Here is a 26,963-nt window from a genome sequence, read left to right on the forward strand (position 1 = left end):
AAAGGAAAACATACCCTGGTTCTGGGGGCAAAACCATATATGACGGGTAAACGGATTTATCGAAGCGGGCGGCCGCCATCAACGGCATGTGTCCGGCCAGTGACGTATTGGCTGCGGAGCAGATAATCGACCAAAGCAATTATTTCCTGCTCGCCAGGGGCGATTTTCATCAGTGATTTGTTGAGCGCCTCTTGACGGTACTGCGCATCGTCATGGTCGTTGAACATAATCATTGCCGGTGCAATGGCATTCACCTTCACCTCAGGTGCCAGCTTACGGGCAAAAGAACGCGTCAGATTATCCAGCGCGGCTTTACTGGCGGCATAGGCGATATGCTTGTCGCTCCCGCGTTCGACGACATAATCGGTGAAATGAATAATGTCGGCACTGGCATGACCATGCCCGCGCAGTAAAGGTTCAAGAAGATGATTGAGTAAATAGGGCGTATTGACGTGAATTTGCAGCATCGCTGCCAGAGTCGCGGCGGGAGATAAATCGGGCGACTCGGCAAGCCAGGCACTGGCGTTATGCACAATGGCGCGCAAGCCAGCGCAATGCTGCTTCACGGCATCAGCAAACTGCGTAATGCCGTCATTGCTCGAAAAGTCCCCGTACAAACAAACCGCTCCAGCTTGTTCAAGCTCATCTACCGCAGCATAACGCGTGCGGTAGCTGATGATTACGGGTTGTTGCTGAGCCAAAAAGTGTCGTGCTAATGCCAGGCCAATTCGTTTACCGGCACCGGTAATCAAAACAGGACGAGCAGATGATGTAATCCCCATCGACGACTCCTTATTAGTTACTTCACCAGTACCCATGTCGCCGGAAACGCCGCTACCAGCATCAAGATAATTACCGATTTTTCTTTGAGATTCAGCCCAATATCATGCGTATGGGTGCTGCGAGTGTACATAAAGACTAATAAACCCGGCGCATACAATACCACTGAAAGCAGCAGGTGCATCGGGCCTGACGCATAAAGTAACCATAAGCCATAAATACAGGCTCCCAGGCCAATCGCCTTATGCAGCGGTCGGGTTGAGATTTTCAGCAAAAAGGCGCCAACCAGGAAATAGGGTACCAGAATCATTTCTGAAGCGATGGTTAAAAGGGTGTTGTAATCCGACCCGGTCAACCAAATCAACACCAGGCAAATTTGCACGCTGATGTTGGTCAGCCACAGGGATGCGGATGGCGCGTTATTTTTGTTCTGACGGGCAAAAATTTTCGGGAATGCTTTGTGCGTTGCAGCGAGGAACGGGACTTCAGCCGCCATTATCGTCCAGCTAAGATAAGCGCCGCATACCGAAACAATCAGCCCTGCGGCGATAATAATTTCACCCCATGGCCCCATCATTTCGACCATCAAGCCTGCCATCGACGGGTTGCGCATGCCAGCAAGTTCCGGACGTGCAATCACACCCAGAGAAAGCAACGTTACCAGCAGGTAAACGCATAATGCGGCAACTACCGCTAACAATGTGGCGCGACCAACGTCATTTTTATTACGCGCTCGAGCGGAAACCACCACGGCACCTTCCACACCAATAAATACCCACAAGGTAATAAGCATGGTGTTTTTGACCTGTTCCCAAACCGGAACACCCAGCGCAATCCCGCTGAAATCAAGGCTAAAAGTGGAGAGTTTAAAGGCTATCGCCGCCAGCACCACAAACAAACCCAGCGGTATCAATTTTGCCAATGTGGCGACCAGATTGATGCTGGCTGCGGTTTGTACGCCACGCAGAACCAGGAAATGCACCATCCACAGCAAGACAGATGCACCAACAATCGATTGCCACGTATTACCATCACCAAACAGGCGTAATTCTGGCGTATCGGTGAAGAAACTTAACGCCGAGAAAACGATAACCAAATATGAAACGTTGGCGATGACGGCACAAAGCCAGTAACCCCAGGCAGAAAAGAAACCAATCAGCTCGCCAAAGCCTTCACGTGCATAAGTAAAAATCCCGCCATCGAGATCCGGACGCAAACGGGTCAACACCAGCATTGCCAGTGCCAGCAGTAAAATACCAGCACCCGTGATGGCCCAACCGATCAGCAAAGCTGCCGGGCTAGCCACACTCGCCATATTTTGCGGCAGGCTAAAAACACCAGCACCGAGCATTGAACTCAAAACCAATGCCGTTAATGCAGCGAGGCCAAGCTTCTTTTCCATTGCAGTCCTGTAATTTTCCAATTAGAGCCAGAATAATTATTATGCTTTTGTGCATAAAAATGGTGGGTAACGCTAAGGCGCGGGATTTTACGGAGAGTACGAGCTGCTTGCAATGGCATGAGCCACAAAATCATCGGGGAAATAAAAAAAGGGCACTCACGGCCCTTTTTAGAATTTTTAGCGGGGGGATATCTTACTTGTACAAATCCGCGCTGATAGTCAAGTTACCACCACGTTCTTCCCATTGACGGGTAATGTGGTAGTACTTGGCGCCTTTCTTCGCAGCACGTTTAGCAACCTGATAAGAAACTTCAGTGCTGCTGCTGTAGTGGCCGGTGAACTTCACGCTATCAAATGGAACCATTTGTGCGGCGGTGACTTTGTTCACTTCCTGGATTTTTGTACCGTCAGGGAGCGTTACGGTGTAACGGCCACCTTGTGTGGTTTGCGTTTCAAAGAAACGGCCAACATCAGCACTTGGGGTACTGGAACTGGCGACACCCGGGATCTCAACAGCGGCAGCGGCGGCACCACCGGCTGCCAGGGCGGCTTTACCTGCTTCGGAATCAGCAGGGATCACATCAGAACTTTGCACCACACGTTTCTTGGCATCTTTTTTATAGATATAAGCGGTAATACGCTGGTTGCCACCGGAGTTTGCGTCGATTTGACGAACGATGTAGAACGAATCCGCACCTTTTTGTTTAGCCACTTTGGTTATCGCATCGTTAACTTCAGGCTGACTGCGATAAAAACCCTGGATGGTCACGGTATCGAATGGCTCAAGAAGATAGGCTTGATCTTTCGGTAATTCCGTCACGCCATTAATCACGCGATTAGTCGTTTTCTCAGCTTCAGGGGCATCTGCATGATACACATCTGCGACTACACGCCAGTTACCGCTGCTGCCAGTATCGTTAGTGTCCAACACGTAGAAAGATGCCGCACCCATATTATCCGCACGACGAGAAACAGATTTCACTGCTTCGCCAATAGAGTTAAAGCGGCCAGTGATGGTAATGCGATCAAAAGGTTTAAGAGCAGCAGCTTGATCGGGTGTCAGCTCTTTTGCTGCCTGAGCGGACAGCGTAGTAAGAGATATCAGTGCTGACGCCAGAAGAGTGGTCTTGAGCTTCATAAAAATAATCCTTCGCCTTGCGCAAAATGAATACAAATACCGCATTCTCTGAGGGTTACCTGCTAACCGCCGATTATGGCATTGAAACACTGCAACTGTCTGCGGCATTTTTCACTCTTCAAACGCGGATTACAGATATTTTCCATAACGAATATTTATATGTTAATAAAAGAGTCCTTTGACCAGTAAAAGCGGTAAAGCTTACAACTTAATTAGTTAATGTAATGTTAAATGTGCAATTTGCGATGGCTCAGAATCGTGAATTGAGGCTAAGTTTAAGCGGATTATCAGGTCTCACAGATTAAAGTCAGTCAAAAAGAGCTGTCTGAAAGGCTCAACGCTAATCTTTTACGATAATGATACAAATACTGAGATCCTGATCTAGATCACAGGCGTTATTTTCAGTAGGTTATAAAAAGTTTGTTACAGATGTATTTTTATTGAATCGGTAACGGAAATGACGATTGCCTTGTGTTCTAAACAGGCAACGTGTCTGGATTGCCAAGGCAATGTCTGACAAACCATCAACAAAAAATCAGATGGAAGGGAATACTATGCGTATTGGGGTACCAAGAGAGCGGTGGGCGGGAGAATCCCGAGTGGCAGCCACGCCAAAAACAGTGGAGCAATTGCTGAAGCTGGGTTTCACCGTCACCGTTGAGAGTGGCGCAGGTAAGCTGGCAAGCTTCGATGACGAAGCGTTTGTAAAGGCTGGCGCGACCATTTCAGATACCGCTGATGTCTGGCAGTCTGACGTTATTCTGAAGGTGAATGCACCACAGGACAGCGAAATCGAACTACTGCGTGCAGGTTCTACGCTGGTGAGTTTTATCTGGCCTGCACAAAATCCTGAATTACTCGAAAAACTGGCCGCAAAAAACGTCACCGTGATGGCGATGGATTCCGTGCCGCGTATTTCTCGTGCGCAATCCCTTGATGCCCTGAGCTCCATGGCAAACATCGCGGGTTATCGTGCCATCGTCGAAGCTGCTCATGAATTTGGCCGTTTCTTTACCGGGCAAATTACTGCTGCGGGCAAAGTTCCACCGGCTAAGGTGATGGTTATCGGTGCCGGTGTGGCAGGTCTTGCGGCGATTGGCGCGGCAAACAGCCTGGGTGCTATTGTCCGTGCATTCGACACCCGCCCGGAAGTCAAAGAACAAGTGCAAAGTATGGGCGCTGAGTTCCTTGAGCTGGACTTTAAAGAAGAAGCAGGTAGCGGTGACGGCTACGCCAAAGTCATGTCCGAAGCCTTCATTAAAGCCGAAATGGCGCTGTTCGCCGCGCAAGCTAAAGAAGTCGACATTATTGTCACCACCGCGCTGATCCCTGGCAAACCGGCTCCAAAACTCATCACTCGTGAAATGGTTGATTCCATGCAGCCGGGTAGCGTGATTGTCGATTTGGCAGCACAAAACGGCGGTAACTGCGAATACACCGTGGCGGATAAAGTCACCGTCACACCAAACGGCGTAAAAGTGATTGGCTATACCGATTTACCAGGACGTCTGCCAACACAATCCTCTCAGCTTTACGGGACTAACCTGGTTAACTTGCTCAAACTGCTCTGCAAAGAGAAAGATGGCAATACCGTGGTTGATTTCGAAGATGTGGTCGTTCGTGGTGTGACAGTGATTCGCGATGGCGAAGTCACCTGGCCGGCACCGCCAATTCAGGTTTCTGCACAGCCGCAGGCTGCCGCAAAACCTGCTGCACCGGTTGAAGAGAAGAAGCCTGCATCACCGTGGCGCAAATATGCGTTTATGGCACTGGCGATCATTTTGTTCGGCTGGCTTGCAGACGTCGCACCGAAAGAGTTCCTCAGTCACTTCACCGTATTCGCGTTGTCGTGCGTGGTCGGTTATTACGTGGTGTGGAACGTTTCGCACGCACTGCACACACCTTTGATGTCGGTAACGAATGCCATTTCAGGGATTATCGTGGTCGGCGCTGTGCTGCAAATTGGTCATGGTGGCTGGGTTAGCTTCCTGAGCTTTATTGCGGTGCTGATTGCCAGTATCAATATTTTTGGTGGATTCACCGTCACTCAGCGCATGCTGAAAATGTTCCGGAAGAACTAAGGGGTAACACATGTCTGGTGGATTAGTTACAGCAGCATACATTGTTGCCGCGATTCTGTTTATTTTCAGCCTGGCGGGGCTGTCAAAACACGAAACTTCAAAACAAGGCAACTTGTTCGGTATGGCAGGTATGGCCATTGCGCTGGTCGCAACCATCTTTGGGCCTGAAACCGGCAACGTCGTGTGGATTATCGTGGCTATGGTGATTGGTGGTGCCATTGGTATTCACCTTGCCAAAAAAGTAGAAATGACCGAAATGCCGGAGCTGGTGGCGATTCTGCACAGCTTCGTAGGTCTGGCTGCGGTTCTGGTTGGCTTCAATAGCTACCTTGATCACGCGCCAGGTCTTGAGCCAGTGATGGAAAACATCCATTTAACGGAAGTGTTCCTCGGTATCTTCATTGGTGCGGTGACCTTCACAGGTTCCATCGTGGCGTTTGGTAAACTGCGCGGCAAAATCTCCTCTAAACCGCTGATGCTGCCAAACCGTCATAAACTGAACCTGGCTGCGCTGGTCGTTTCCTTCGCGATGTTGATTATCTTCGTGCGTACCGAAAGCGTTGGCCTGCAAGTGCTGGCGCTGTTGGTCATGACTATCATTGCGCTGGTTATTGGCTGGCACCTGGTGGCGTCCATTGGTGGCGCAGATATGCCAGTTGTGGTTTCCATGCTGAACTCCTACTCCGGTTGGGCGGCGGCGGCGGCAGGCTTTATGCTCAGCAACGATCTGCTGATCGTGACGGGCGCGCTGGTGGGTTCTTCGGGTGCGATTCTGTCTTACATCATGTGTAAGGCGATGAACCGTTCCTTTATCAGCGTCATCGCTGGCGGCTTCGGTACTGACGGTTCCTCCACCGGTGAAGGCGAAGAAGTGGGCGAACACCGTGAAATCACGGCAGAAGACACGGCTGACATGTTGAAAAACTCAACGTCAGTGATCATCACCCCAGGCTATGGTATGGCGGTGGCTCAGGCGCAATACCCGGTGGCTGAAATCACTGAAAAACTGCGCGCTCGTGGCATCAAAGTTCGCTTTGGTATTCACCCGGTTGCTGGGCGTTTGCCAGGCCACATGAACGTTCTGCTGGCTGAAGCCCGCGTACCGTATGATGTGGTTCTGGAAATGGACGAAATCAACGATGATTTCACCGACACCGACACCGTTTTGGTTATCGGCGCGAACGACACGGTGAACCCGGCAGCACTTGAAGATCCACGCAGCCCAATCGCGGGCATGCCAGTGCTGGAAGTGTGGAAGGCGCAGAACGTTATCGTCTTCAAACGCTCGATGAACACCGGTTACGCAGGGGTGCAAAACCCACTGTTCTTTAAAGATAATACCCACATGCTGTTCGGTGACGCGAAAGCCACCGTTGAAGCAATTTTGAAAGCACTCTAGTTTTTAAGTAATTGAGATGCTCAGCAAAACCGCCTTTCGGGGCGGTTTTTAGATTGCTGGTAAAGGTCACTAATCAGGTGTTGTAGGGGGGATAAGCGATAGCGCCATCCACCATTTGCGCCTGTTGTTGCAGATAAAAATGTCGGATGACGCTGCGCTTATCCGACCTGGGAAGAGGTTTGTCATCAGTCTGAAAACCGCCTTTCGGGGCGGTTTTTTTATGGTTCGCCCAGAGCAATAAGCTCTTGTAGCAGCGCCGTCAGCTGTTGCATTTTCTCCGGCGTAAACTGAATTTCAATCTGCTTATAGGCCTCTTCAACTTGCGCCTGCGCGCGGGCATACAGCGCATTTCCCTCTTTGGTCAGTGAGATGTACAACTTACGCTGGTCGTTAACCGGTTTTAACCGCAGCACCAGACCATCGCGTTCCATACGCGTCAAAATACCCGTCAGGCTGGGGCGAAGGATACAAGTACTGAACGCCAGATCATGAAAATCCATGGAAGGGTTGTCAGCCAGCACACGAATAATCCGCCACTGCTGCTCCGTTAAATTGTGCTGCTTAATAATCGGGCGAAAGTAGCCCATTGCCACTTCTCGCGCCTGCATCAAGGCGATGGTTAAAGAAACCTGCATCATGCCTCCTGGTGTCTGAACTCATTAATATGTGAATAATATAATAATGTTGCTTTTATCGACAGCTTATTTTCCTGTGAAATAACGGTAAGTTTTATAAAAAATTAATAATTATCTGATAAATAACAACTTAATTTAAATAATGTAAATTTATTGTTAATCAAATCACAAAAAATTAACTCTCGCTTGCTAAATGCATAATGGGGGAATAAAACATATTGTTAATATATTAATGAAATGTTTGCTGTCTCTGAGGAGCTATCAATGAAAGGTACTGTTTTCGCCGTAGCGCTCAACCACCGCAGCCAGCTTGATGCCTGGCATGAGATGTTTGAGAAAGCCCCCTATAAAACACCCCCTAAAACGGCGGTCTGGTTTATCAAACCGCGCAATACCGTCATTCGTGGCGGTGAGCCGATTCCGTATCCGCAGGGGGAAACGGTGCAGAGCGGTGCCACCGTGGCGCTCATTGTTGGAAAAGCAGCACGCAAAGTGAGCGTTGAAAACGCGCATCAATATATTGCCGGTTATGCACTGGCCAACGACGTCAGCCTGCCGGAAGAGAGCTTCTACCGTCCGGCAATCAAGGCGAAATGCCGTGATGGTTTTTGCCCGCTAGGGGAAATCTCTACCGTTGATGACGTCAACAATCTCACCATCGTGACTGAAATTAACGGTCGCGAAGCCGACCACTGGAGCACCACAGACTTGCAACGCAATGCCGCCGAACTGCTAAGCGCGCTGAGCGAATTTGCAACCTTAAACCCCGGTGACGCTATTTTGCTTGGCACACCGCAGTCCCGTATCACGCTGCGTCCAGGTGACCGCGTGCGTATTCAGGCCACAGGGTTCCCGGCGCTTGAAAACCCAGTAGTTGCCGAAGGAGAACTCGCATGAAAAAGGCTCGTATTCGCTATCAGGGGCAGGATATTGACGTTGGCATTGATGGGCAAAATCAGGTGCTGCTGGCTGGTGGCCATAAGCTCGAAAACGGCACTTTTAGCTGGCTGCCACCCGCCGACGGCACGCTGTTCGCGTTGGGATTGAACTATGCCGATCACGCCAGCGAACTGGATTTTAAGCCGCCGGAAGAACCGCTGGTATTTATCAAATCAGCCAATAGTTTTATCGGCCATGAGCAGGAGTCAGTTCGTCCGGACAACGTCGAGTACATGCACTACGAAGCAGAATTGGTGGTGGTTATCGGCAAAACGGCGCGCAAAGTCAGTGAGGCCGATGCCATGGATTACGTTGCCGGTTATACCGTTTGCAACGATTACGCCATCCGCGACTACCTGGAAAACTACTACCGCCCAAATCTGCGGGTAAAAAGCCGCGATACCCTGACCCCAATTGGCCCGTGGATTGTCGATAAAGCCGATATTCCGGATCCGCACAACCTGGCTTTACGCACCTGGGTTAACGGTGAATTGCGCCAGCAGGGCACCACCGCCGACTTAATTTTCAACATCCCGTATCTGATTGCTTATCTCAGCGATTTTATGACCCTGCAACCAGGCGACATGATCGCCACCGGCACGCCGAAAGGGCTGTCTGACGTGGTACCAGGGGACGAAGTGGTGGTCGAAGTTGAAGGCGTGGGCCGTCTGGTCAACCGCATCATCAGCCAGCAGGCGTATGAGGAGCAGCTGTAATGAAAAAGATTAATCATTGGATCAACGGCAAAAACGTCGCGAGCAAAGACTACTTCCAGACCACCAATCCGGCGACGGGCGAGGTACTGGCGGATGTAGCTTCTGGTGGCGAAGCTGAAATCAACAGCGCGGTTGCCGCTGCCAAAGAGGCCTTCCCGAAATGGGCTAACTTGCCGATGAAAGAGCGAGCGCGCCTGATGCGCCGCCTGGGTGACTTGATTGACCAGAACGTGCAGGAAATTGCGGCGATGGAGACTGCCGACACCGGTTTGCCTATCCATCAGACCCAAAACGTGTTGATCCCACGCGCTTCCCATAACTTCGAATTCTTTGCTGAAGTGTGCCAGCAGATGAACGGCAAGACCTATCCGGTCGATGACAAGATGCTCAACTATACCCTCGTCCAGCCAGTGGGGGTTTGTGCGCTGGTGTCGCCGTGGAACGTGCCGTTTATGACGGCCACCTGGAAAGTTGCACCATGCCTGGCGTTGGGTAACACCGCGGTACTGAAAATGTCTGAACTGTCGCCGTTAACGGCCGACCGTCTGGGTGAACTGGCGCTGGAAGCAGGGATTCCGGCGGGTGTGCTGAATGTAGTGCAGGGCTATGGTGCGAACGCGGGCGATGCCCTGGTGCGTCATAACGATGTCCGCGCTATCTCGTTTACCGGCGGTACCGCTACCGGACGGCGCATTATGCAGAATGCGGGTCTGAAAAAGTATTCCATGGAACTGGGCGGTAAATCGCCGGTGCTGATTTTTGAAGATGCCGATATTGAACGCGCACTGGATGCCGCGCTGTTTACCATCTTCTCGATCAATGGCGAGCGCTGTACTGCGGGCTCACGCATCTTTATTCAGCAAAGCATCTATCCAGAATTCATCAAACGTTTTGCTGAACGTGCAAACCGCCTGCGTGTCGGCGACCCGACAGACCCGAACACCCAGGTTGGCGCATTGATCAGCCAGCAACACTGGGAAAAAGTGTCCGGCTATATTCGCCTCGGCATTGAAGAAGGCGCGACACTGCTGGCGGGTGGCCCTGATAAACCGTCCGATTTGCCTGCACATTTGCGCGGCGGCCACTTCCTGCGACCAACGGTGCTGGCGGATGTCGACAACCGTATGCGCGTGGCACAAGAAGAAATTTTTGGCCCGGTTGCTTGCTTGCTGCCATTTAAAGACGAAGCGGAAGGCTTGCGTCTGGCTAACGACGTTGAATACGGACTGGCTTCGTATATCTGGACCCAGGATGTCAGCAAAGTGCTGCGCCTGGCGCGGAGTATCGAAGCGGGAATGGTGTTCGTGAACACCCAAAACGTACGCGACCTGCGTCAACCATTCGGCGGCGTGAAAGCCTCTGGTACCGGACGTGAAGGTGGTGAGTACAGTTTTGACGTGTTCGCCGAAATGAAAAACATCTGCATTTCCATGGGCGACCATCCGATCCCGAAATGGGGCATTTAAGGAGAATATCATGGGCAAATTAGCGTTAGCCGCCAAAATCACCCACGTACCGTCAATGTATCTCTCTGAACTGCCGGGGAAAAACTACGGTTGCCGCCAGGCCGCCATTGACGGGCACAAAGAGATCAGCAAGCGTTGCCGTGAACTGGGTGTTGATACCATTATCGTGTTTGACACCCACTGGCTGGTCAACAGCGCCTATCACATCAACTGCGCCGACCATTTTTCCGGGGTCTACACCAGTAACGAACTGCCGCACTTTATTCGCGACATGACCTACGACTACGACGGTAACCCGGAACTGGGGCAATTGATCGCCGACGAAGCGGTGGCGCTGGGCGTGCGTGCCAAAGCGCACAACATCCCAAGCCTGAAGCTGGAATACGGCACGCTGGTGCCGATGCGTTATATGAACAGCGACAAACATTTCAAAGTGGTGTCCATCTCTGCTTTCTGTACCGTTCACGATTTTGCCGACAGCCGCAAGCTCGGTGAAGCCATTGTTAAAGCGATTGAAAAGTATGACGGCACCGTCGCGGTGTTCGCCAGCGGCTCGCTGTCGCATCGTTTCATTGACGACCAGCGTGCGGAAGAGGGAATGAACAGCTATACCCGAGAATTTGACCATCAAATGGATGAGCAAGTGGTCAAGCTGTGGCGCGAGGGCAATTTCAAAGCGTTCTGCACCATGCTGCCGGAGTATGCCGATTACTGCTACGGCGAAGGCAATATGCACGACACAGTAATGCTATTGGGGATGCTGGGTTGGGACAAATATGACGGCAAGGTGGAGTTTATCACCGAGCTGTTCGCCAGCTCCGGTACCGGCCAGGTGAACGCTGTTTTCCCGCTACCCGCCTAAGGACAAACCATGCCGCATTTTATTGCTGAATGTACCGACAACATCCGTGAACAGGCCGATTTACCCGCGCTGTTTGCCCAGGTTAACGAGGCGCTAGCCGCTACCGGCATCTTCCCGATTGGCGGCATCCGTAGCCGGGCAATCTGGCTGGATACCTGGCAGATGGCCGATGGGAAGCACGATTACGCTTTCGTACACATGACGTTGAAAATCGGTACCGGGCGCAGCCTGGAGAGCCGTCAGGAAGTCGGGGGTATGCTGTTTGAGCTGATAAAAAACCACTTTGCCGCCCTGATGGACAGCCGTTATCTGGCCTTGTCGTTCGAGATTGAAGAACTGCACCCTACGCTGAATTACAAGCAGAACAACGTGCATGCGTTGTTCCGTTGAGGTCACCAAAATGCTAGATAAATCAATTCATAGCCTGATTGCCCAGCGGTTGAACCAGGCTGAAAAGCAGCGTGAGCAGATTCGCCAGATCTCGCTTGATTACCCAACGATCACTATTGAAGACGCCTACGCCATTCAGCGCCTGTGGGTCGAAATGAAGATTGCTGAAGGCCGCGTGCTAAAAGGCCACAAAATCGGTCTGACCTCAAAAGCGATGCAGGCCAGTTCACAGATCAGTGAGCCGGACTTCGGCGCGTTGCTTGACGACATGTTCTTCCACGACGGCGGCGACATCCCAACCGATCGCTTTATCGTTCCGCGCATCGAAGTGGAGCTGGCGTTTGTGCTGGCAAAACCGCTGCGTGGCCCAAATTGCACGTTGTTCGACGTCTACAACGCCACCGACTACGTGATTCCAGCACTGGAGTTAATCGACGCCCGTTGCCATAACGTCGATCCGGAAAGCCAACGTCCGCGCAAAGTGTTCGACACCATCTCCGATAACGCCGCCAATGCCGGAGTCATTCTCGGTGGTCGCCCGATCAAACCCGACGAACTCGACCTGCGATGGATTTCGGCACTGCTGTATCGCAACGGTGTGATCGAGGAAACCGGCGTTGCTGCTGGTGTGTTGAATCATCCGGCGAACGGCGTGGCGTGGCTGGCAAATAAGCTCGCCGCTTACGACGTCCAACTGGAAGCAGGGCAGATCATTCTTGGCGGTTCGTTCACCCGCCCGGTTGCCGCGAGCAAAGGCGACACCTTCCATGTCGACTACGGCAACATGGGTTCGATCAGTTGCCGCTTTGTGTAAGGGGAATCAAGATGATGAAAAATAGCTTTAAAGAGGCGCTGAAGGCGGGGCGTCCGCAAATTGGATTATGGCTGGGGCTGTCCAGCAGCTATAGCGCCGAGCTGTTAGCGGGAGCGGGTTTCGACTGGTTGCTGATTGACGGCGAACATGCGCCGAACAACGTGCAGACGGTGCTCACTCAGTTGCAGGCGATTGCGCCATATCCCAGCCAAGCGGTGGTTCGTCCGTCGTGGAATGATGCGGTGCAGATCAAACAACTGCTGGATGTCGGCACGCAAAACCTGCTGGTGCCGATGGTGCAGAACGCCGAAGAAGCTCGCGCGGCGGTTCGTGCCACACATTATCCACCGCAGGGTATTCGTGGCGTGGGCAGTGCACTGGCGCGCGCTTCGCGCTGGAACCGCATCCCGGATTACATTCATCAGGCCAATGACGCAATGTGCGTACTGGTGCAGATTGAAACCCGCGAAGCGCTAAATAATCTTCCACAGATTCTGGACGTTGAAGGCGTCGATGGCGTGTTTATCGGCCCGGCCGATCTCAGTGCCGACATGGGGTTTGCTGGTAACCCGCAGCATCCGGAAGTCCAGGCCGTCATTGAACGTGCCATCGTGCAAATTCGCCAGGCGGGCAAAGCTCCCGGCATTTTGATGGCTAACGAGCAACTGGCAAAACGCTATCTGGAACTGGGGGCGCTGTTCGTTGCCGTCGGTGTCGATACCACGCTGCTGGCACGTGGAGCCGAGGCACTAGCCGCGCGCTTTTGCGAGCAGAAAATCTCGTCAGATTCGTCCGGTGTTTACTAGCACTATCAATCACAACATTCATTGCTAATTGCCATCTGGTGTCATCGCGCCAGGTGGTGTGGTACCCACGCTGTCTCACTACAAAAATGCCCATCAGAGGAAAGGACAATGAGCGACGCATCACCTGCAATCCCGGAACAACTTAACCCTGCTGACCAGCATAAACAGCTGACTGCCAGACAGCAGTCAGTCATCAACAAGCTGTTTCGCCGTTTGGTTCTGTTTTTGTTTGTGTTGTTTATCTTCTCATTTTTAGACCGCATCAATATTGGTTTTGCCGGGCTGACCATGGGGCAGGATTTGGGGCTTAACGCCACCATGTTCGGGCTAGCCACCACGCTGTTTTACGCCACCTACGTGATTTGCGGTATTCCCAGCAACGTGATGCTAAGCATCGTCGGTGCGCGCCGCTGGATAGCCGCCCTGATGGTGTTGTGGGGCATTGCCTCCACCGCAACCATGTTCGCCGTCGGGCCGAAAAGCTTGTATGTGCTAAGGATGCTGGTGGGCATCACCGAAGCGGGCTTCCTTCCGGGCATTTTGCTCTACCTGACTTACTGGTTCCCGGCGTTTTTCCGCGCTCGTGCCAACGCGCTATTTATGATTGCGATGCCCGTGACCACCGCCCTGGGTTCGATAGTCTCAGGCTATATTCTCTCGATGGATGGTCTGTTGAATTTACACGGCTGGCAGTGGCTGTTCTTGCTCGAAGGTTTCCCATCGGTGCTGCTCGGTATTTTGGTTTGGTTCTGGCTGGATGATTCCCCGGCTAAGGCGAAATGGCTGACCGAAGATGACAAGAAATGCCTGCAAGAGATGATGGATAACGACCGCCTGACCCTGGTTCAGCCGGAAGGGGCTATCAGTCATCATGCCATGCAGCAGCGCAGTCTGTGGCGTGAAGTCTTTACGCCCATTGTCCTGATGTACACCTTTGCCTACTTCTGCCTGACTAACACGCTCAGTGCTATCAGCATCTGGACGCCGCAAATTCTGAAAAGCTTCAACGAGGGCAGCAGCAATATCACCATCGGCCTGCTGGCCGCTATTCCGCAGATTTTTACTATCCTCGGGATGATTTACTGGAGCCGCCATTCGGATAAACATCAGGAGCGAAAACACCATACCGCCTTACCGTTCCTGTTTGCTGCTGCGGGCTGGTTATTGGCGTCGGCGACCGACCATAATCTGATCCAGCTATTGGGGATAATCATGGCTTCCAGTGGTTCGTTTAGCGCGATGGCGATTTTCTGGACCACACCGGATCAGTCAATCAGTTTACGCGCCAGAGCAATCGGCATCGCAGTGATCAACGCTATGGGGAATATTGGGTCGGCGCTAAGTCCGTTTATGATTGGCTGGCTGAAAGATATTACCGGCAGTTTCAACAGCGGATTATGGTTTGTCGCCGCGTTGTTGGTCATTGGGGCGATTGTTATTTGGCTTATCCCGATGAAATCCTCGCGCCCACGTGCCACGCCGTAAGGAACCACTATGTGCCAGCGTGCGATCGCCAATATCGACATCAGCAAAGAGTACGAGGGAAGCCTGGGCACAAAAGATGTGCATTACCAGTCGTTTGCCCGCATGGCTGAATTTTTTGGCCGTGATATGCAGGCACATCGTCATGACCAGTATTTTCAGATGCACTTTCTTGATACCGGGCAGATTGAACTGCAACTCGACGATCACCGCTACTCGGTGCAAGCCCCGCTGTTTGTGCTGACACCACCGTCGGTTCCGCACGCTTTTATCACCGAGTCAGACAGCGACGGCCACGTGCTCACGGTACGCGAAGATCTCATCTGGCCGCTGCTGGAAGTGTTGTATCCCGGCACGCGGGAAGCGTTTGGTTTGCCGGGAATATGTTTATCGCTGGCGGATAAATCGGAGGAGCTGGAAGCATTGGCGCACTATTGGCGGCTAATTGAACGTGAATCATCTTCGCAGTTGCCAGGGCGCGAGCACACGCTGGTATTATTGGCGCAGGCGGTTTTTACGCTGCTGCTGCGTAATGCGCCACTGGACGATCTGGCCGCCAGCGGGGTGCGTGGCGAACTTAAACTGTTCCAGCGTTTTAACCAGATGGTCGATAAAAACTACCATTTACACTGGAATATGCCGGACTATGCGGCGGAGCTGCATTTGACGGAGTCACGTCTGACGGACATCTGCCGCCGTTTCGCCAACCGCTCGCCAAAGCGGCTTATTTTTGACAGACAACTGCGTGAAGCTAAGCGGCTACTGCTGTTTTCTGACAGCACCGTCAGCGAAATCGGCTGGCAGCTTGGTTTTAAAGATCCTGCCTATTTTTCCCGCTTTTTTAACCGCTTAGTCGGTTGCTCGCCGAGCGAGTTTCGTGCTCAGCAGGTTCGTGTGTCGTAAGTTTTTCGCGCTCTGATATTTTGCGTGAGGGATAACAGTTAGCCTCGCAGGTTTTCCATTCACCCGTGCGTTCAGTTATCTCTTTAATTTCCGATAACGGTGAACGGAACCTTCTCCGTACGGGCACTTTCTCTTCCTGCAATACCACAAATGCCCGTAACCTCCTGCGGGTTCATTTCCGAACATCTCCGAATGTGACCTCGCTCACTGATCAATCCTCTGATTAAGCCTACCTTCCATTTTTCATTATCGTATTGATTTTATTATATTTGTTTGAATTATGTGTGACATGGAATCATACATTCAGGCTAATAACTCCATCTAAATTAAAGGAATAACATGATGGCATCTGATGCGTTTCATGGATCCGTTTTCTCTACATCAGGGAGAGTGCTGTGTCATTAAAAGGACTGCGTTTCACACTGGAGGTGGCAGGGATGGAGCCGGACACTTTTGCGGTGGTGAGCTTTCGCCTGCTGCAGCATAACTCCGCTGCATTTGTCCTCGATGCTGACGTCGCCAGTAAGTCTTTCCGCCAAACGGCTGACCCGTTGCTGGAGAAAAACGTCACCCTGACGCTCTGGCAGGGGCAGAAAGTCCTGCGCCATGTCAGCGGCATTATTGCCACCTTCGGCATGAGCGAGCACAACGGCTGGCAGATGCAGTACACCCTGCGTATTCATCCTCCCCTGTGGCGCTGCGGTCTGCGCCAGAACTTCCGCATCTTCCAGCAGCAGGATATTCAGACCATCACCGCCACGTTGCTGGCAGAAAACGGCGTCACCAACTGGACGTCGGTGTTTTATGAATCCCATCCGGCCCGCGAGTTCTGCGCCCAGTACGGGGAAAGTGACTTCGCTTTTTTATCCAGACTGTGGGCCGAAGAAGGCATTTTCTTCTTTGACGACGTCTCCCCGGACGGGGGGCAGCGGCTGATGCTGACTGATGATGTGACCGGCCTGCGCAGGCGGCAGGATGCCTTTCCCTTTAATCCGAATGTATCGACTGGAACCACCACGGAGCACATCAGTGTGTTTCGTCACGAAGCGGGTATCGCCCCCTCCACTGTCACCAGCCTGGATTACACCTTTAAGATGCCGGACTGGCCGGGGGGCTATCGCCAGAAAGCACAGAGCCTGAATGGCCAGCGCTCGCAGTATGAAGTGCTGGATTATCCGGGGCGTTTTAAGGATGAACAGCACGGCGAAGATTTCACCCGCTATAAACTGGACGCCTGGCGTAACCAGGCCGAAACCGCCACCGGCACCAGCAATTCTCCGGCGCTGTCGCCTGGCGTGCGTTTCCCCCTTTCCGGCCACCCGATAAAAAGCCACAACCGGAAATGGCAGGTCATCAGCAGTGCGATGACCGGGGAACAGCCACAGGCCCTGCACGGCAGTCGCGGCGAGGGGACCACCCTCACCAACCGGTTTGTGGCCATACCGGGAGACCGCACCTGGCGCCCGAATCGCCCGCAGAAACCGAAGGTCGACGGCCCGCAGAGTGCGGTGGTCACCGGCCCGCCGGGGGAGGAGATTTTCTGCGACGAACACGGGCGGGTGCGGGTGAAATTCCGCTGGGACCGTTATCACGGCGAAACAGAAGACAGCTCGTGCTGGATACGGGTGTCGCAGGCGTGGGCCGGTGCCGGGTTCGGTCACCTGGCGATACCGCGTGTCGGCCAGGAAGTGATAGTCGATTTCCTCAACGGCGACCCGGACCAGCCCATCGTGATGGGGCGTACGTATCATGAAGATAACCGCTCGCCGGGCAGTCTGCCTGGCACAAAGACGCAGATGACCCTGCGCTCAAAAACCTATAAGGGTAGCGGGTTTAACGAACTGAAATTCGACGATGCGACAGCCAATGAGCAGGTGTATCTCCATGCGCAGAAAAACATGGACACCGAGGTGCTCAATAACCGCACCACTGATGTGAAGGTCAACCACACGGAAACCATCGGCAACAACCAGAAAATCATCGTCGGGCTGGGGCAGACGGTGAAGGTCGGCAAAGAGAATGCCGGCGGGCATGACCAGAACATCACCGTGGCGCACGACCGCAGTATCACGGTACGCAATGACCAGACCCTGAAAGTCACCCGTGACCACACAGTGAATACCGGCCGTGATGACGCGCTGACTGTGGCAAATGACCGCAAAGTAACAGTCGACGGCAGCCAGGCGCATAAAACCACGAAAGACCACCTCAGCCTGGTGGAAGGTAACCACAGCCTGGAGGTCAAAGGCGACCTGGCCCAGAAAGTGGCGGGTGCGCTGGGCACGGATGCACAGGGCGATATCGTGCTGCAGAGCAATACAAAAATCACCCTGAAAATGGGCAGCTCATTTATCGTCATCCATCCTGGTGGCGTGGACATCAGCGGGCTGAAAATCAACCTCAACAGCGGTGGCAGTCCGGGTAATCCGGTGCCGACGCAATTACCGGCGGTGCTGAATGCGCTGACGGGTGAAGATGGTAATTCGCCAGATGAGCCACCGCAGGACGGATACGGGAGTGATGGTGGTGGAAATGGCTCAGGAGGTGGGGATGACTCTGGAGGACAGGATGAGCCAGAGGATTCTGTGTTTGATGAGCAATTTTTACTTCGAGATGACGAAGGGAATCCTATCGAATTACAAAAATATAAAATAACAACAACTAGCGGAGTGGTATATCGAGGAGTAACCGATCCGGATGGGAAAACAGAACGAATAAAAACTACTGAGGAAGAATATCTGGTTTTTGAATATGATTTAGACTTGGAGTAATAAAATGCCATTAACGAATAATCGTGGAACGTCGAATTCAAGACCAAGTAGTTTACATGTTGTCACAGGTAAAATAATGTATAGTCGAAAAGCTACTGAGGAGGGGTGGCTAAAAGTAAAGCTAGATAACGGTAATTTTGATTTTCTTCATGAAAATGTGAAGCTTATTGTAAAAGGAGAGAAAAATGGAAGGCTTTATCTCTTAGTGGCTAGTGATAAATCAAATTTAATAGGTCAGACCATTAGTTTGCAGCAAGAAAATGCATTAAAATATTTAAGTAGCAAAGGTCCCATGCAAAAGAGTGCTTCAATTAAAGTAGAATATGTCGGGAAACCAGTTAAAACCACCTCAAGATTCAAAGGTGATTTAATACAGCAGTTCGCAAATTTATATGTTAATGGCTCAATCATAAAAGTTACACTTAATAGTTTGTGGCCACCAAAATATTCTTACTCACCTATCCCTGCAGGGGTTCATAAGCTAATGTCTCCTGACAACTCACATGCTAAAAATGCTCCAACAGACTGGTACAGAAAGGCATTTTCACCTGGGGTTATAACGTGTAATGATATCTGGTTTCCTATAGAATTAAATGGGGAAGGAGGTAATAGCTCGCGTTACATCCATCTTGGTAATTTATCTGAAGGTTGTGTGACAGTATATGACGTTGAGAAGTGGAATGTTGTATACGATTATTTGATTAATCACAGAATTCCAGGAACCAAGGGGATGTATGTGGGTGAAATCACGGTGGTGACATAATGGATTTTGGGGTGAATACATGCATTATGTAAAGTCTTTTTTATTATTCATAATAACTTTGTCTATTGATTGTCATGCGGATTCAATTGTTGCAAAAAAAATAAGTAATGGTGATTGCGAAAAATATTCTTCCTATAAAAGATCTATAGAAAGTCTGAATGGCGTAGATAGCTTTAACAAGCTAACTGACTACATCAGTGAAAATGAAGTCCAATGTGATGATGCACAGAGTGATATCAATGAAATCCTGAAAAAAATTTATGCTTACTTTCAGGGTGGAGTTAGAGTAGAGGCAAGTGCCGTATTTTTTTGTGATAATATTATTGATGAAAAAGTATGTGAAAGTGAACATTCAGATGGGACTGAACATGGCCACTTGCGTTCTGAAAGAAATAATTTCAGATATCTTAATGTAGCGAAGAATAGCATTTTCATACCTGCGGTTGTAAATAAATACAGTATCTACAAAGTATTTTATAGCTGGCAGAACCCATTGCTGATAATTGATTATGTGTATCCTATAGAAACATTACGTTTCAAACCAATAAAAGAAAATGAGTATTATAAGCTATCTGATCATGATTTTGGTAATATGATTAATACAGTGGTGAGTCCTTCAGATATCAACTCTGGTTATTCTTCGAATAAATGGCTTATTGTTTTATATAAAAAGAATGAAAGTGATTATATCAAGGCTGTATGGTATTACCAACCCAATTAAACGAAAATTTTTTTGCACTATAGAATCTTTAGTATCAAATGAATAGATTTTTTATGGGGTGATAAATTCAACATAACACAGCCAATAAATAGATGAAGGGAAGGTTCTCTTGCCATATTGACAGACGACTGTAGAGTGACCATAAAAAACTAGTCATATTAAATAAAACTCAAAGTCTCACTCACTATAATAAGGGTGTTTATGCCGTTAGCTGTAAAACTGAATGATCAAGGAACTGAATACGATGGTTTTCATTCCACGCTGATATATCTTTTTCCATAACGGCATTGTTATGTATGCGAAATATAAAATTAAAGTTGAGATCGGTAATGATGATGATGATGATGATGAAAAAAAACCTACTGGGAGGAACGAGTCTCAAGATGAAAGTTGGGAAGAAGGAGAGGGGGAATGGACCATTTGTGATGCACTAGGAAAAGAACAATCATCCTTTAGGATAAGATTTTGAGGCGTGTTCATAATGTATAAGTTATTAATCGCGAGTGCTTTGTTATTTTCTAATTATATATTTGCTGGAGCCAATATGGATGATGTAAGATATTCTGCATATTTTAAAACACTCAGTAGTACTTGTATACTTTCAGTGAATGGGCTTGATTATCTTAGTACACTAAAAGGATCAAGGAATATTAGTACAGGTAGTGATATAACTGATGCGTTAGAGAACGGTGTGAATAATAGTATAGGGTTGATATTTTTTCCTTCTGAGTCAAAAATAAAAACTGAAACATATTCTTGTGAAGTGAAAATTGTGAAGTCAGTGCCAGATCGGCATGATGAAATAGTCACTAACTTCAAAGTTTTTTTCGATGGTAAAAATAATCGGCCATTTAATGACTTGGAAGGCTATTCTATACAAGATATAAGTGATGGGACTAAGCAACCTATTATCAAAGGTATTTCAAATCGAATTATATTTTCTGGCGAAGAAAAACCAGAAGATTGGCTTACAGCTTATCGTAATTTTACTGTTTCAGAAATTCCTGTATGGCGATGGACAAAAGCTACGCCACAAAAAGATGATTTGGCTTTACGTAGTCAATTGATAGCAGCCTATAATGAGCTAATCAATGATTTGAAAAAAAGAGATCTTACTACCATTAAGAAAAAATACTCAATTGCTTTGGGTGAATATGCGAAAGCAGGTTTGACGGATGATACTGAATTCTTTTTCAATTCTATTGGTTTGGTTAGCGCACTCCAAAAAGGTGAAGTAATTTTAAATCCTGACTGGAAAAAATACAAAGTGTTAATGTATCAAAATAATAGAATGTTTTGTCTTGGTATCGGTGGGGCAAGTAGAAACTCTCCAATTCAATTCTTCAATGCTGAAGGGAAAAGAATATTCTCCTGGAACCCCTTCTTCGCCATGATCGACGGTAAAATGGTATTAGTTCGTTAAATAAAAACTAATATCTTCACTGACTGTAATAAGGATATTTATGCCGTTAGCCGCAAAACTGAATGATCAAGGAACTGAACACGATGGTTTTCATTCCACGCCGATAATTGCTGGTTCATCAACAGTATTTATTGATGGTTTACCTGCAGCCCGGTTGGGGGATCCGTTATTTGAGCACAGCAAACCGCCAGATCACCCACCTCATCCTCGCGCTATCTCAAGTGGCTCTGGGACAGTTTTTATAGATGAGATTCCGGCAGCCAGAACAGGGGACAGTATTAGCTGTGGCGGTGTTGTGATTGGGAGTGGGACTGTCAATATTGGTTAAATAGAACCATCCTTACCTTAACTATCTCAAGACTATCTCTTATATAAAAATCACCCTGGCAATCTTGTCAGGGTGAGATCTGTAAACCTGCGTGATTTTCCGTTTACCCGTGTGTTCAGTTATCTGTTTGATTCCCGCAGACGTTCACCGGTTCCGTGGGGACCCCGATCACAGAACACCATCCCGCCTGAAAAGTACCAGCCATTGACCTAAAAGTCTCTTCACCGAATCGGGTTTAAGAGCTTCAATTAAGAAACAAAAACAAAACATAAATTTAACAAAATCCGATTAATACTGAAGAGGTCACGATGAAACCTGAAGATTTCCGCGCAGACACAAAACGCCCGTTCACCGGTGAAGAGTACCTGAAAAGCCTGCAGGATGGCCGTGAGATTTATATTTACGGTGAGCGTGTTAAAGACGTCACCACCCATCCAGCATTCCGCAACGCGGCGGCATCTGTCGGCCAGTTATATGACGCGCTGCACAAACCTGAGCTGCAAGACTCCCTGTGCTGGAACACCGATACCGGCAGCGGTGGTTACACTCACAAGTTCTTCCGTGTCGCCAAAAGTGCTGATGACTTGCGTCAACAGCGTGATGCTATCGCCGAATGGTCGCGTCTGAGCTACGGCTGGATGGGGCGGACCCCGGATTACAAAGCTGCCTTCGGTTGTGCGCTGGGGGCTAACCCGGCGTTCTATGGGCAATTCGAGCAGAACGCCCGCCACTGGTACACGCGTATTCAGGAATCCGGCATGTACTTTAACCATGCCATTGTTAACCCACCTATCGACCGCCATAAATCGGCTGATGAAGTCAAAGACGTTTACATCAAGCTGGAAAAAGAGACCGATGCCGGGATCATCGTTAGCGGGGCGAAAGTTGTCGCGACCAACTCAGCATTGACCCACTACAACATGATTGGCTTCGGCTCGGCGCAGGTGATGGGTGAAAACCCTGATTTCGCTTTGATGTTTGTTGCACCGATGGATGCGGAAGGCGTGAAACTTATCTCACGTGCATCTTACGAATTGGTGGCAGGTGCGACTGGCTCACCGTATGACTATCCGCTCTCCAGCCGTTTCGACGAAAACGACGCAATTCTGGTGATGGATAAGGTGCTTATTCCATGGGAAAACGTACTGATTTACCGTGACTTCGATCGTTGCCGTCGCTGGACAATGGAAGGTGGCTTTGCGCGTATGTACCCGCTGCAAGCCTGTGTGCGTCTGGCGGTGAAGCTCGACTTTATTACCGCGCTGCTGAAAAAATCGCTCGAATGTACTGGCACCCTTGAATTCCGTGGTGTGCAAGCGGATCTCGGTGAAGTTGTGGCCTGGCGCAATATGTTCTGGGCATTGAGTGACTCTATGTGTTCAGAAGCGACGCCGTGGGTGAACGGGGCATATCTGCCAGACCACGCTGCGCTGCAAACCTACCGTGTGATGGCGCCGATGGCCTACGCCAAAATTAAAAATATTATCGAACGTAACGTGACCAGCGGCCTGATCTACCTGCCGTCGAGCGCACGTGACCTGAATAACCCGCAGATTGACCAGTATCTGGCGAAATACGTGCGCGGCTCCAACGGTATGGACCATGTGCAGCGCATCAAGATTCTCAAATTGATGTGGGATGCTATCGGCAGCGAATTTGGCGGCCGCCACGAACTGTATGAAATCAACTACTCCGGTAGCCAGGATGAAATTCGCCTGCAGTGCCTGCGCCAGGCGCAGACCTCCGGTAACATGGACAAAATGATGGCGATGGTCGATCGCTGTCTGTCCGAATACGACCAGCACGGCTGGACGGTTCCGCATCTGCACAACAACGCGGATATTAATCTTCTGGATAAGCTGCTGAAGTAATTCACAGCAGGAGGTCACTATGCAATTAGATGAACAACGTCTGCGTTTTCGCGATGCCATGGCCAGCTTGTCGGCTGCCGTTAATGTGGTCACGACTGAAGGTGAGGCGGGTCGCTGCGGCATTACCGCCACCGCCGTGTGTTCGGTCACCGATACTCCGCCAACAGTGATGGTGTGCATCAACGCGAACAGCGCGATGAACCCCGTGTTTCAGGGTAACGGCAAATTGTGCATAAATGTGCTGAACCACGAACAGGAAGTCATGGCTCGCCACTTTGCCGGGATGACCGGTATGGCAATGGATGAGCGCTTCAGTCTGGTCGGCTGGCAGCGTGGCGCTTTGGCGCAGCCAGTGCTTAAAGGGGCGCTGGCGAATCTGGAAGGGGAAATCCGTCAGGTGCAGACCATCGGCAGCCATCTGGTTTACCTGGTTGAAGTGCAGAATATTTCACTGGGCGAAGAAGGGCATGGATTGATCTATTTCAAACGCCGTTTTCATCCGGTGCTGATGGAGGCGCTGGCGTAAAAAACGAGTCGTCATTTAATGCTAGTATCAGCAATGTTGACCCTTCTAATGATGAGTGATAGCGTATCATCATTGTTGATACTATGAGATCGAAAACATGTCGAAGGTAATAGTGAAAAAATGGGGTAACAGCCCATCCGTACGGCTTCCTGTGGCCATTATGCAAGCGGCATCATTGAATGTGGATGATACCGTTGATATTTCGGTTGAAGACGGCCGTATTGTCATTGTACCGGTGAAAACGAAGGAATATTCCCTTGATGCGCTGTTAGCCGGGATTACTCCTGACAACATCCATGAAAAAGTTGATTTTGGCGCTCCGGTCGGTAAGGAGCTGATCTGATGGTTTCACGTTTTGTACCGGATTCTGGCGATGTTATCTGGATTGATTTTGACCCTGTAGCAGGACACGAACAGGGCGGTAATCGCCCTGCCGTGGTGCTGAGCCCATTTGCATATAATAATAAAGTGGGTTTACTACTCTGCGTTCCCTGTACAACCAAAGCAAAAGACTATCCGTTTGAGGTTGAACTCTCTGGCGAACGTGAAAGCGTAGCCCTGGCCGATCAAATCACATGCGTTGATTGGCTAGCCAGAAAGGTGACAAAAAAGGGAAGCGTTAGTGTTGCCGAACTGGCTGATATAAGGGCTAAAGCAAAAACACTCATTGGATAACATAATGAGTGTTTATATGAAGCTACAACGAAATAATCAGCCTGAAATTAAAAGGCCTGAGCCCGTAGAATACCGAACCCAGGCCAATCAGTTAATCGTCTTCGTCGTCATCCAGTTCTACTGGCGTTTGGTATTCATCAGGTTTGATGACCAGCAAATCGCAACGTAAATGGTCAATGACTTGCTCGGCAGTATTACCGAGGAACGCCGCCGATAGCCCGGTGCGCCCCACAGTACCGAGCACTACAATACCGGCCTGCAAATGCTCCGCGAGATCGGGAATCACTTCTTCAGGTAACCCTTTCTCGACATGAGTCATTTTCTCATCAATAGCGAATTTTTGACGTAACGCTTTCATCGCGACTAAATGCTGGCCGCGAATCGCATCGTTATAAACACTTGGGTCAAAATCGGGGAGTTCGATGGCGATATTAATCGGGGTTATCGGGTAGGCGCCTACCAGGTGAACTTCGGTGTGGTTAACATCGTTGGCGAGGCGAATCGTCTCTTTAACCAACTTCTCATTCAGTGCGTTGTGGTACAGCTCTTCACTTGCCAGATTTACCGCCACAACCGCTCGGCCACCTTCAGGCCATGGTTTTTCATTAACCATCCACACCGGGCATGGGCATTTACGCAGCAAATGCCAGTCGGTTGGGGTGAAAATAACCGCTTCCAGTTTGTCGTGCTGGTGCGTCATTTTCAGCACCAGATCGTGTCCACCGCTAATCACTTCCTGAATAATCGCCTCGAAGGGACGATTATGCCAAACCACTTTAATTTCAATGGGTACGCCCGAATCGATGTAGTACTGCGCTTGTTCTTTAATCCAGGCCGCGCGCTGGCTGATTACGCCTTTGCGCATAGCCGTACGCTCATCAGGCGACAGAAGGGTGGTCATCTCGTAGGAAAAATCATAGATAGGCAGAAAGGCTTTGATCCTGCCCCCAATCCGTTGATGCAGGTAAACAGCACGCCGCAGGGCGGGTTGATCGTCCTGATTGGGATCTATAGCGACTAGCATGTTTTGATATTTTGCCATACAGGTCTCCTTACAACTGCTTAACCACAGTCTGTTAAGTAAGATTAACCTATATGTGCTAATTGAAACAGGTGATAACCCATTGCAGGATCAATAAATCAACAAAATCCATTGATCCTGGTTAGGGAAGCAGAAATCAGGCAACGTTGCGTGACTGACCAGCGAGTTGTGCGAGAATTTCGCTGTTTTCGATGGTGATGTACTTTCCTTTCACCGCCAGCATGCCACTTTTCTGGAAGCGACCTAACAGGCGACTGATAGTTTCAACGGTCAGACCGAGGTAGTTACCGATATCGCCACGCGTCATGGTCAGACGGAATTCCCGAGGGGAGAAACCGCGCTGGGCAAAGCGACGTGAAAGGTTATAGATAAATGCCGCCAGGCGCTCTTCTGCATTCTTCTTCGAAAGCAGCAGAATCATATCCTGGTCTCCCTTAATTTCGCCGCTCATCAAACGCATCATCTGCTGGCGCAGGTTGGGCATTTTACCGGACAAATCATCAAGGGTTTCGAAGGGGATTTCGCAGACCATAGAGGTTTCGAGCGCTTGTGCGAAACTTGGGTGCATCCCAGTCCCGATAGCGTCAAAACCTACCAAATCGCCGGCTAAATGGAAGCCCGTAATTTGCTCGTCACCTTGTTCAGTGATGGTGTAGCTCTTAATGGTCCCTGAACGAATAGCGTACAGCGACTTCAGCTCATCACCTGCTTTAAACAGGGTTTGTCCCTTCTGAATAGGCTTCTTACGCTCGATGATATTATCCAGCTGATCAAGCTCATGTTCATTGAGAGTGAAGGGGATGCATAATTGGCTGATGCTGCAATCCTGGCAATGGATAGCACAACCGCCAGACTGAATGCGTCGAATAATTCGCTTTTCAGGGATCATAGATATGCTCGGGCCGTTATATTGATATTGGTCAATTTTAACATCTTTTTCTTAAGCACGTAAGTATGATGAAAGACCATTCAGAATATAACGACTAATAAGATGGGAGATTAAGACGTATCCCATTGAAATTAATGGGGC

Annotated in this window: 27 protein-coding genes; 21 read left to right on the forward strand and 6 right to left on the reverse strand. The window is 49.9% G+C overall.

The window, feature by feature from the left end; genetic code table 11:
• Positions 1-56: 56 nt before the first annotated feature.
• From folM to ydgH, 3 genes are all read right to left on the reverse strand, one after another.
• Positions 57-782 carry a dihydromonapterin reductase gene (gene folM / locus EC843_RS00325; protein WP_133521352.1) on the reverse strand — a complete coding sequence of 242 codons (726 nt, stop codon included), beginning with the start codon at positions 780-782 and terminating at the stop codon, positions 57-59.
• Between the two features lie 17 nt (positions 783-799).
• On the reverse strand, positions 800-2,182 hold the full coding sequence (locus tag EC843_RS00330) for an amino acid permease (RefSeq protein WP_121813337.1): 1,383 nt from the start codon (positions 2,180-2,182) through the stop codon (positions 800-802).
• Between the two features lie 193 nt (positions 2,183-2,375).
• Complete coding sequence (gene ydgH / locus EC843_RS00335) at positions 2,376-3,320, reverse strand: DUF1471 family protein YdgH (protein ID WP_064547216.1); 945 nt, start codon at positions 3,318-3,320, stop codon at positions 2,376-2,378.
• A gap of 554 nt (positions 3,321-3,874) precedes the next feature.
• Between ydgH and pntA the strand changes: the two genes are divergently transcribed.
• Positions 3,875-5,401 carry a Re/Si-specific NAD(P)(+) transhydrogenase subunit alpha gene (pntA, locus tag EC843_RS00340; protein WP_064547215.1) on the forward strand — a complete coding sequence of 509 codons (1,527 nt, stop codon included), beginning with the start codon at positions 3,875-3,877 and terminating at the stop codon, positions 5,399-5,401.
• A 10-nt stretch (positions 5,402-5,411) separates the two neighbouring features.
• Positions 5,412-6,800, forward strand: coding sequence for a Re/Si-specific NAD(P)(+) transhydrogenase subunit beta (gene pntB / locus EC843_RS00345; RefSeq protein WP_064547214.1), 1,389 nt, complete (start codon positions 5,412-5,414; stop codon positions 6,798-6,800).
• Positions 6,801-7,018: 218 nt separating this feature from the next.
• Here the strand turns inward: pntB and hpaR are convergent, their stop codons facing one another.
• Positions 7,019-7,435 carry a homoprotocatechuate degradation operon regulator HpaR gene (gene hpaR / locus EC843_RS00350; protein ID WP_064547212.1) on the reverse strand — a complete coding sequence of 139 codons (417 nt, stop codon included), beginning with the start codon at positions 7,433-7,435 and terminating at the stop codon, positions 7,019-7,021.
• A gap of 264 nt (positions 7,436-7,699) precedes the next feature.
• Between hpaR and EC843_RS00355 the strand changes: the two genes are divergently transcribed.
• The 19 genes from EC843_RS00355 (at position 7,700) to mazF (ending at position 24,891) form a co-directional block, all read left to right on the forward strand.
• Positions 7,700-8,332, forward strand: a complete 633-nt coding sequence (locus tag EC843_RS00355) for a fumarylacetoacetate hydrolase family protein (protein WP_133521353.1) — start codon at positions 7,700-7,702, stop codon at positions 8,330-8,332.
• The gene (locus tag EC843_RS00360) at positions 8,329-9,090 is read left to right on the forward strand and encodes a fumarylacetoacetate hydrolase family protein (RefSeq protein ID WP_133521354.1); all 762 of its coding nucleotides are present in this window, start codon (positions 8,329-8,331) and stop codon (positions 9,088-9,090) included. Before EC843_RS00355 ends, EC843_RS00360 begins: the two co-directional genes overlap by 4 nt.
• Positions 9,090-10,556, forward strand: coding sequence for a 5-carboxymethyl-2-hydroxymuconate semialdehyde dehydrogenase (hpaE, locus tag EC843_RS00365; RefSeq protein ID WP_133521355.1), 1,467 nt, complete (start codon positions 9,090-9,092; stop codon positions 10,554-10,556). The genes EC843_RS00360 and hpaE overlap by 1 nt, the downstream gene beginning before the upstream one ends.
• Before the next feature lie 10 nt (positions 10,557-10,566).
• Positions 10,567-11,418: a 3,4-dihydroxyphenylacetate 2,3-dioxygenase gene (gene hpaD, locus EC843_RS00370; protein ID WP_064547204.1), complete on the forward strand. Its 852-nt coding sequence runs from the start codon at positions 10,567-10,569 to the stop codon at positions 11,416-11,418.
• Between the two features lie 9 nt (positions 11,419-11,427).
• Positions 11,428-11,808, forward strand: coding sequence for a 5-carboxymethyl-2-hydroxymuconate Delta-isomerase (locus EC843_RS00375; protein WP_064547203.1), 381 nt, complete (start codon positions 11,428-11,430; stop codon positions 11,806-11,808).
• A 10-nt stretch (positions 11,809-11,818) separates the two neighbouring features.
• The gene (gene hpaH, locus EC843_RS00380) at positions 11,819-12,622 is read left to right on the forward strand and encodes a 2-oxo-hept-4-ene-1,7-dioate hydratase (RefSeq protein ID WP_064547382.1); all 804 of its coding nucleotides are present in this window, start codon (positions 11,819-11,821) and stop codon (positions 12,620-12,622) included.
• Between the two features lie 14 nt (positions 12,623-12,636).
• Positions 12,637-13,428, forward strand: coding sequence for a 4-hydroxy-2-oxoheptanedioate aldolase (gene hpaI / locus EC843_RS00385; protein WP_064547384.1), 792 nt, complete (start codon positions 12,637-12,639; stop codon positions 13,426-13,428).
• Between the two features lie 108 nt (positions 13,429-13,536).
• Positions 13,537-14,913, forward strand: a complete 1,377-nt coding sequence (gene hpaX, locus EC843_RS00390; RefSeq protein ID WP_064547202.1) for a 4-hydroxyphenylacetate permease — start codon at positions 13,537-13,539, stop codon at positions 14,911-14,913.
• Positions 14,914-14,922: 9 nt separating this feature from the next.
• On the forward strand, positions 14,923-15,813 hold the full coding sequence (gene hpaA, locus EC843_RS00395) for a 4-hydroxyphenylacetate catabolism regulatory protein HpaA (RefSeq protein WP_064547201.1): 891 nt from the start codon (positions 14,923-14,925) through the stop codon (positions 15,811-15,813).
• A gap of 395 nt (positions 15,814-16,208) precedes the next feature.
• Positions 16,209-18,584: a type VI secretion system tip protein TssI/VgrG gene (gene tssI / locus EC843_RS00400; protein ID WP_133521356.1), complete on the forward strand. Its 2,376-nt coding sequence runs from the start codon at positions 16,209-16,211 to the stop codon at positions 18,582-18,584.
• Between the two features lie 4 nt (positions 18,585-18,588).
• Positions 18,589-19,347: a hypothetical protein gene (locus EC843_RS00405; RefSeq protein ID WP_133521357.1), complete on the forward strand. Its 759-nt coding sequence runs from the start codon at positions 18,589-18,591 to the stop codon at positions 19,345-19,347.
• A gap of 19 nt (positions 19,348-19,366) precedes the next feature.
• On the forward strand, positions 19,367-20,068 hold the full coding sequence (locus EC843_RS00410) for a hypothetical protein (RefSeq protein ID WP_133521358.1): 702 nt from the start codon (positions 19,367-19,369) through the stop codon (positions 20,066-20,068).
• A 292-nt stretch (positions 20,069-20,360) separates the two neighbouring features.
• Positions 20,361-20,537 carry a hypothetical protein gene (locus EC843_RS24445; protein WP_166642018.1) on the forward strand — a complete coding sequence of 59 codons (177 nt, stop codon included), beginning with the start codon at positions 20,361-20,363 and terminating at the stop codon, positions 20,535-20,537.
• Between the two features lie 12 nt (positions 20,538-20,549).
• Positions 20,550-21,491, forward strand: a complete 942-nt coding sequence (locus tag EC843_RS00415; protein ID WP_243739103.1) for a hypothetical protein — start codon at positions 20,550-20,552, stop codon at positions 21,489-21,491.
• Between the two features lie 40 nt (positions 21,492-21,531).
• Positions 21,532-21,819, forward strand: coding sequence for a type VI secretion system PAAR protein (locus EC843_RS00420; protein WP_133521359.1), 288 nt, complete (start codon positions 21,532-21,534; stop codon positions 21,817-21,819).
• Between the two features lie 308 nt (positions 21,820-22,127).
• Positions 22,128-23,690 (forward strand): 4-hydroxyphenylacetate 3-monooxygenase, oxygenase component, encoded by a 1,563-nt coding sequence (gene hpaB / locus EC843_RS00425; protein WP_064547186.1) that lies wholly within the window; start codon positions 22,128-22,130, stop codon positions 23,688-23,690.
• 19 nt (positions 23,691-23,709) lie between these two features.
• Positions 23,710-24,216 carry a 4-hydroxyphenylacetate 3-monooxygenase reductase subunit gene (locus tag EC843_RS00430; RefSeq protein WP_064547185.1) on the forward strand — a complete coding sequence of 169 codons (507 nt, stop codon included), beginning with the start codon at positions 23,710-23,712 and terminating at the stop codon, positions 24,214-24,216.
• A gap of 97 nt (positions 24,217-24,313) precedes the next feature.
• Positions 24,314-24,559, forward strand: coding sequence for an AbrB/MazE/SpoVT family DNA-binding domain-containing protein (locus EC843_RS00435; RefSeq protein WP_064547184.1), 246 nt, complete (start codon positions 24,314-24,316; stop codon positions 24,557-24,559).
• A complete protein-coding gene (gene mazF, locus EC843_RS00440) occupies positions 24,559-24,891 on the forward strand; it encodes an endoribonuclease MazF (RefSeq protein ID WP_064547183.1) in 333 nt (110 codons plus the stop codon). The genes EC843_RS00435 and mazF overlap by 1 nt, the downstream gene beginning before the upstream one ends.
• Before the next feature lie 91 nt (positions 24,892-24,982).
• Here the strand turns inward: mazF and uspE are convergent, their stop codons facing one another.
• Both uspE and fnr read right to left on the reverse strand, forming a co-directional pair.
• Positions 24,983-25,933, reverse strand: a complete 951-nt coding sequence (gene uspE / locus EC843_RS00445; RefSeq protein WP_064547181.1) for a universal stress protein UspE — start codon at positions 25,931-25,933, stop codon at positions 24,983-24,985.
• Positions 25,934-26,069: 136 nt separating this feature from the next.
• Positions 26,070-26,822: a fumarate/nitrate reduction transcriptional regulator Fnr gene (gene fnr, locus EC843_RS00450; RefSeq protein ID WP_064547179.1), complete on the reverse strand. Its 753-nt coding sequence runs from the start codon at positions 26,820-26,822 to the stop codon at positions 26,070-26,072.
• Positions 26,823-26,963 lie beyond the last annotated feature (141 nt).

Source organism: Buttiauxella sp. JUb87, from assembly GCF_004361975.1.
GTDB classification, from domain to species: domain Bacteria; phylum Pseudomonadota; class Gammaproteobacteria; order Enterobacterales; family Enterobacteriaceae; genus Buttiauxella; species Buttiauxella ferragutiae.

What these genes read in the sequence shown, in the direction of transcription:
- folM (WP_133521352.1), bottom strand. Translation starts at nt 782, where the DNA reads ATGGGGATTACATCATCTGCTCGTCCTGTTTTGATTACCGGTGCCGGT.
- EC843_RS00330 (WP_121813337.1), bottom strand. Translation starts at nt 2,182, where the DNA reads ATGGAAAAGAAGCTTGGCCTCGCTGCATTAACGGCATTGGTTTTGAGT.
- ydgH (WP_064547216.1), bottom strand. Translation starts at nt 3,320, where the DNA reads ATGAAGCTCAAGACCACTCTTCTGGCGTCAGCACTGATATCTCTTACT.
- pntA (WP_064547215.1), top strand. Translation starts at nt 3,875, where the DNA reads ATGCGTATTGGGGTACCAAGAGAGCGGTGGGCGGGAGAATCCCGAGTG.
- pntB (WP_064547214.1), top strand. Translation starts at nt 5,412, where the DNA reads ATGTCTGGTGGATTAGTTACAGCAGCATACATTGTTGCCGCGATTCTG.
- hpaR (WP_064547212.1), bottom strand. Translation starts at nt 7,435, where the DNA reads ATGCAGGTTTCTTTAACCATCGCCTTGATGCAGGCGCGAGAAGTGGCA.
- EC843_RS00355 (WP_133521353.1), top strand. Translation starts at nt 7,700, where the DNA reads ATGAAAGGTACTGTTTTCGCCGTAGCGCTCAACCACCGCAGCCAGCTT.
- EC843_RS00360 (WP_133521354.1), top strand. Translation starts at nt 8,329, where the DNA reads ATGAAAAAGGCTCGTATTCGCTATCAGGGGCAGGATATTGACGTTGGC.
- hpaE (WP_133521355.1), top strand. Translation starts at nt 9,090, where the DNA reads ATGAAAAAGATTAATCATTGGATCAACGGCAAAAACGTCGCGAGCAAA.
- hpaD (WP_064547204.1), top strand. Translation starts at nt 10,567, where the DNA reads ATGGGCAAATTAGCGTTAGCCGCCAAAATCACCCACGTACCGTCAATG.
- EC843_RS00375 (WP_064547203.1), top strand. Translation starts at nt 11,428, where the DNA reads ATGCCGCATTTTATTGCTGAATGTACCGACAACATCCGTGAACAGGCC.
- hpaH (WP_064547382.1), top strand. Translation starts at nt 11,819, where the DNA reads ATGCTAGATAAATCAATTCATAGCCTGATTGCCCAGCGGTTGAACCAG.
- hpaI (WP_064547384.1), top strand. Translation starts at nt 12,637, where the DNA reads ATGAAAAATAGCTTTAAAGAGGCGCTGAAGGCGGGGCGTCCGCAAATT.
- hpaX (WP_064547202.1), top strand. Translation starts at nt 13,537, where the DNA reads ATGAGCGACGCATCACCTGCAATCCCGGAACAACTTAACCCTGCTGAC.
- hpaA (WP_064547201.1), top strand. Translation starts at nt 14,923, where the DNA reads ATGTGCCAGCGTGCGATCGCCAATATCGACATCAGCAAAGAGTACGAG.
- EC843_RS00405 (WP_133521357.1), top strand. Translation starts at nt 18,589, where the DNA reads ATGCCATTAACGAATAATCGTGGAACGTCGAATTCAAGACCAAGTAGT.
- EC843_RS00410 (WP_133521358.1), top strand. Translation starts at nt 19,367, where the DNA reads ATGCATTATGTAAAGTCTTTTTTATTATTCATAATAACTTTGTCTATT.
- EC843_RS24445 (WP_166642018.1), top strand. Translation starts at nt 20,361, where the DNA reads ATGTATGCGAAATATAAAATTAAAGTTGAGATCGGTAATGATGATGAT.
- EC843_RS00415 (WP_243739103.1), top strand. Translation starts at nt 20,550, where the DNA reads ATGTATAAGTTATTAATCGCGAGTGCTTTGTTATTTTCTAATTATATA.
- EC843_RS00420 (WP_133521359.1), top strand. Translation starts at nt 21,532, where the DNA reads ATGCCGTTAGCCGCAAAACTGAATGATCAAGGAACTGAACACGATGGT.
- hpaB (WP_064547186.1), top strand. Translation starts at nt 22,128, where the DNA reads ATGAAACCTGAAGATTTCCGCGCAGACACAAAACGCCCGTTCACCGGT.
- EC843_RS00430 (WP_064547185.1), top strand. Translation starts at nt 23,710, where the DNA reads ATGCAATTAGATGAACAACGTCTGCGTTTTCGCGATGCCATGGCCAGC.
- EC843_RS00435 (WP_064547184.1), top strand. Translation starts at nt 24,314, where the DNA reads ATGTCGAAGGTAATAGTGAAAAAATGGGGTAACAGCCCATCCGTACGG.
- mazF (WP_064547183.1), top strand. Translation starts at nt 24,559, where the DNA reads ATGGTTTCACGTTTTGTACCGGATTCTGGCGATGTTATCTGGATTGAT.
- uspE (WP_064547181.1), bottom strand. Translation starts at nt 25,933, where the DNA reads ATGGCAAAATATCAAAACATGCTAGTCGCTATAGATCCCAATCAGGAC.
- fnr (WP_064547179.1), bottom strand. Translation starts at nt 26,822, where the DNA reads ATGATCCCTGAAAAGCGAATTATTCGACGCATTCAGTCTGGCGGTTGT.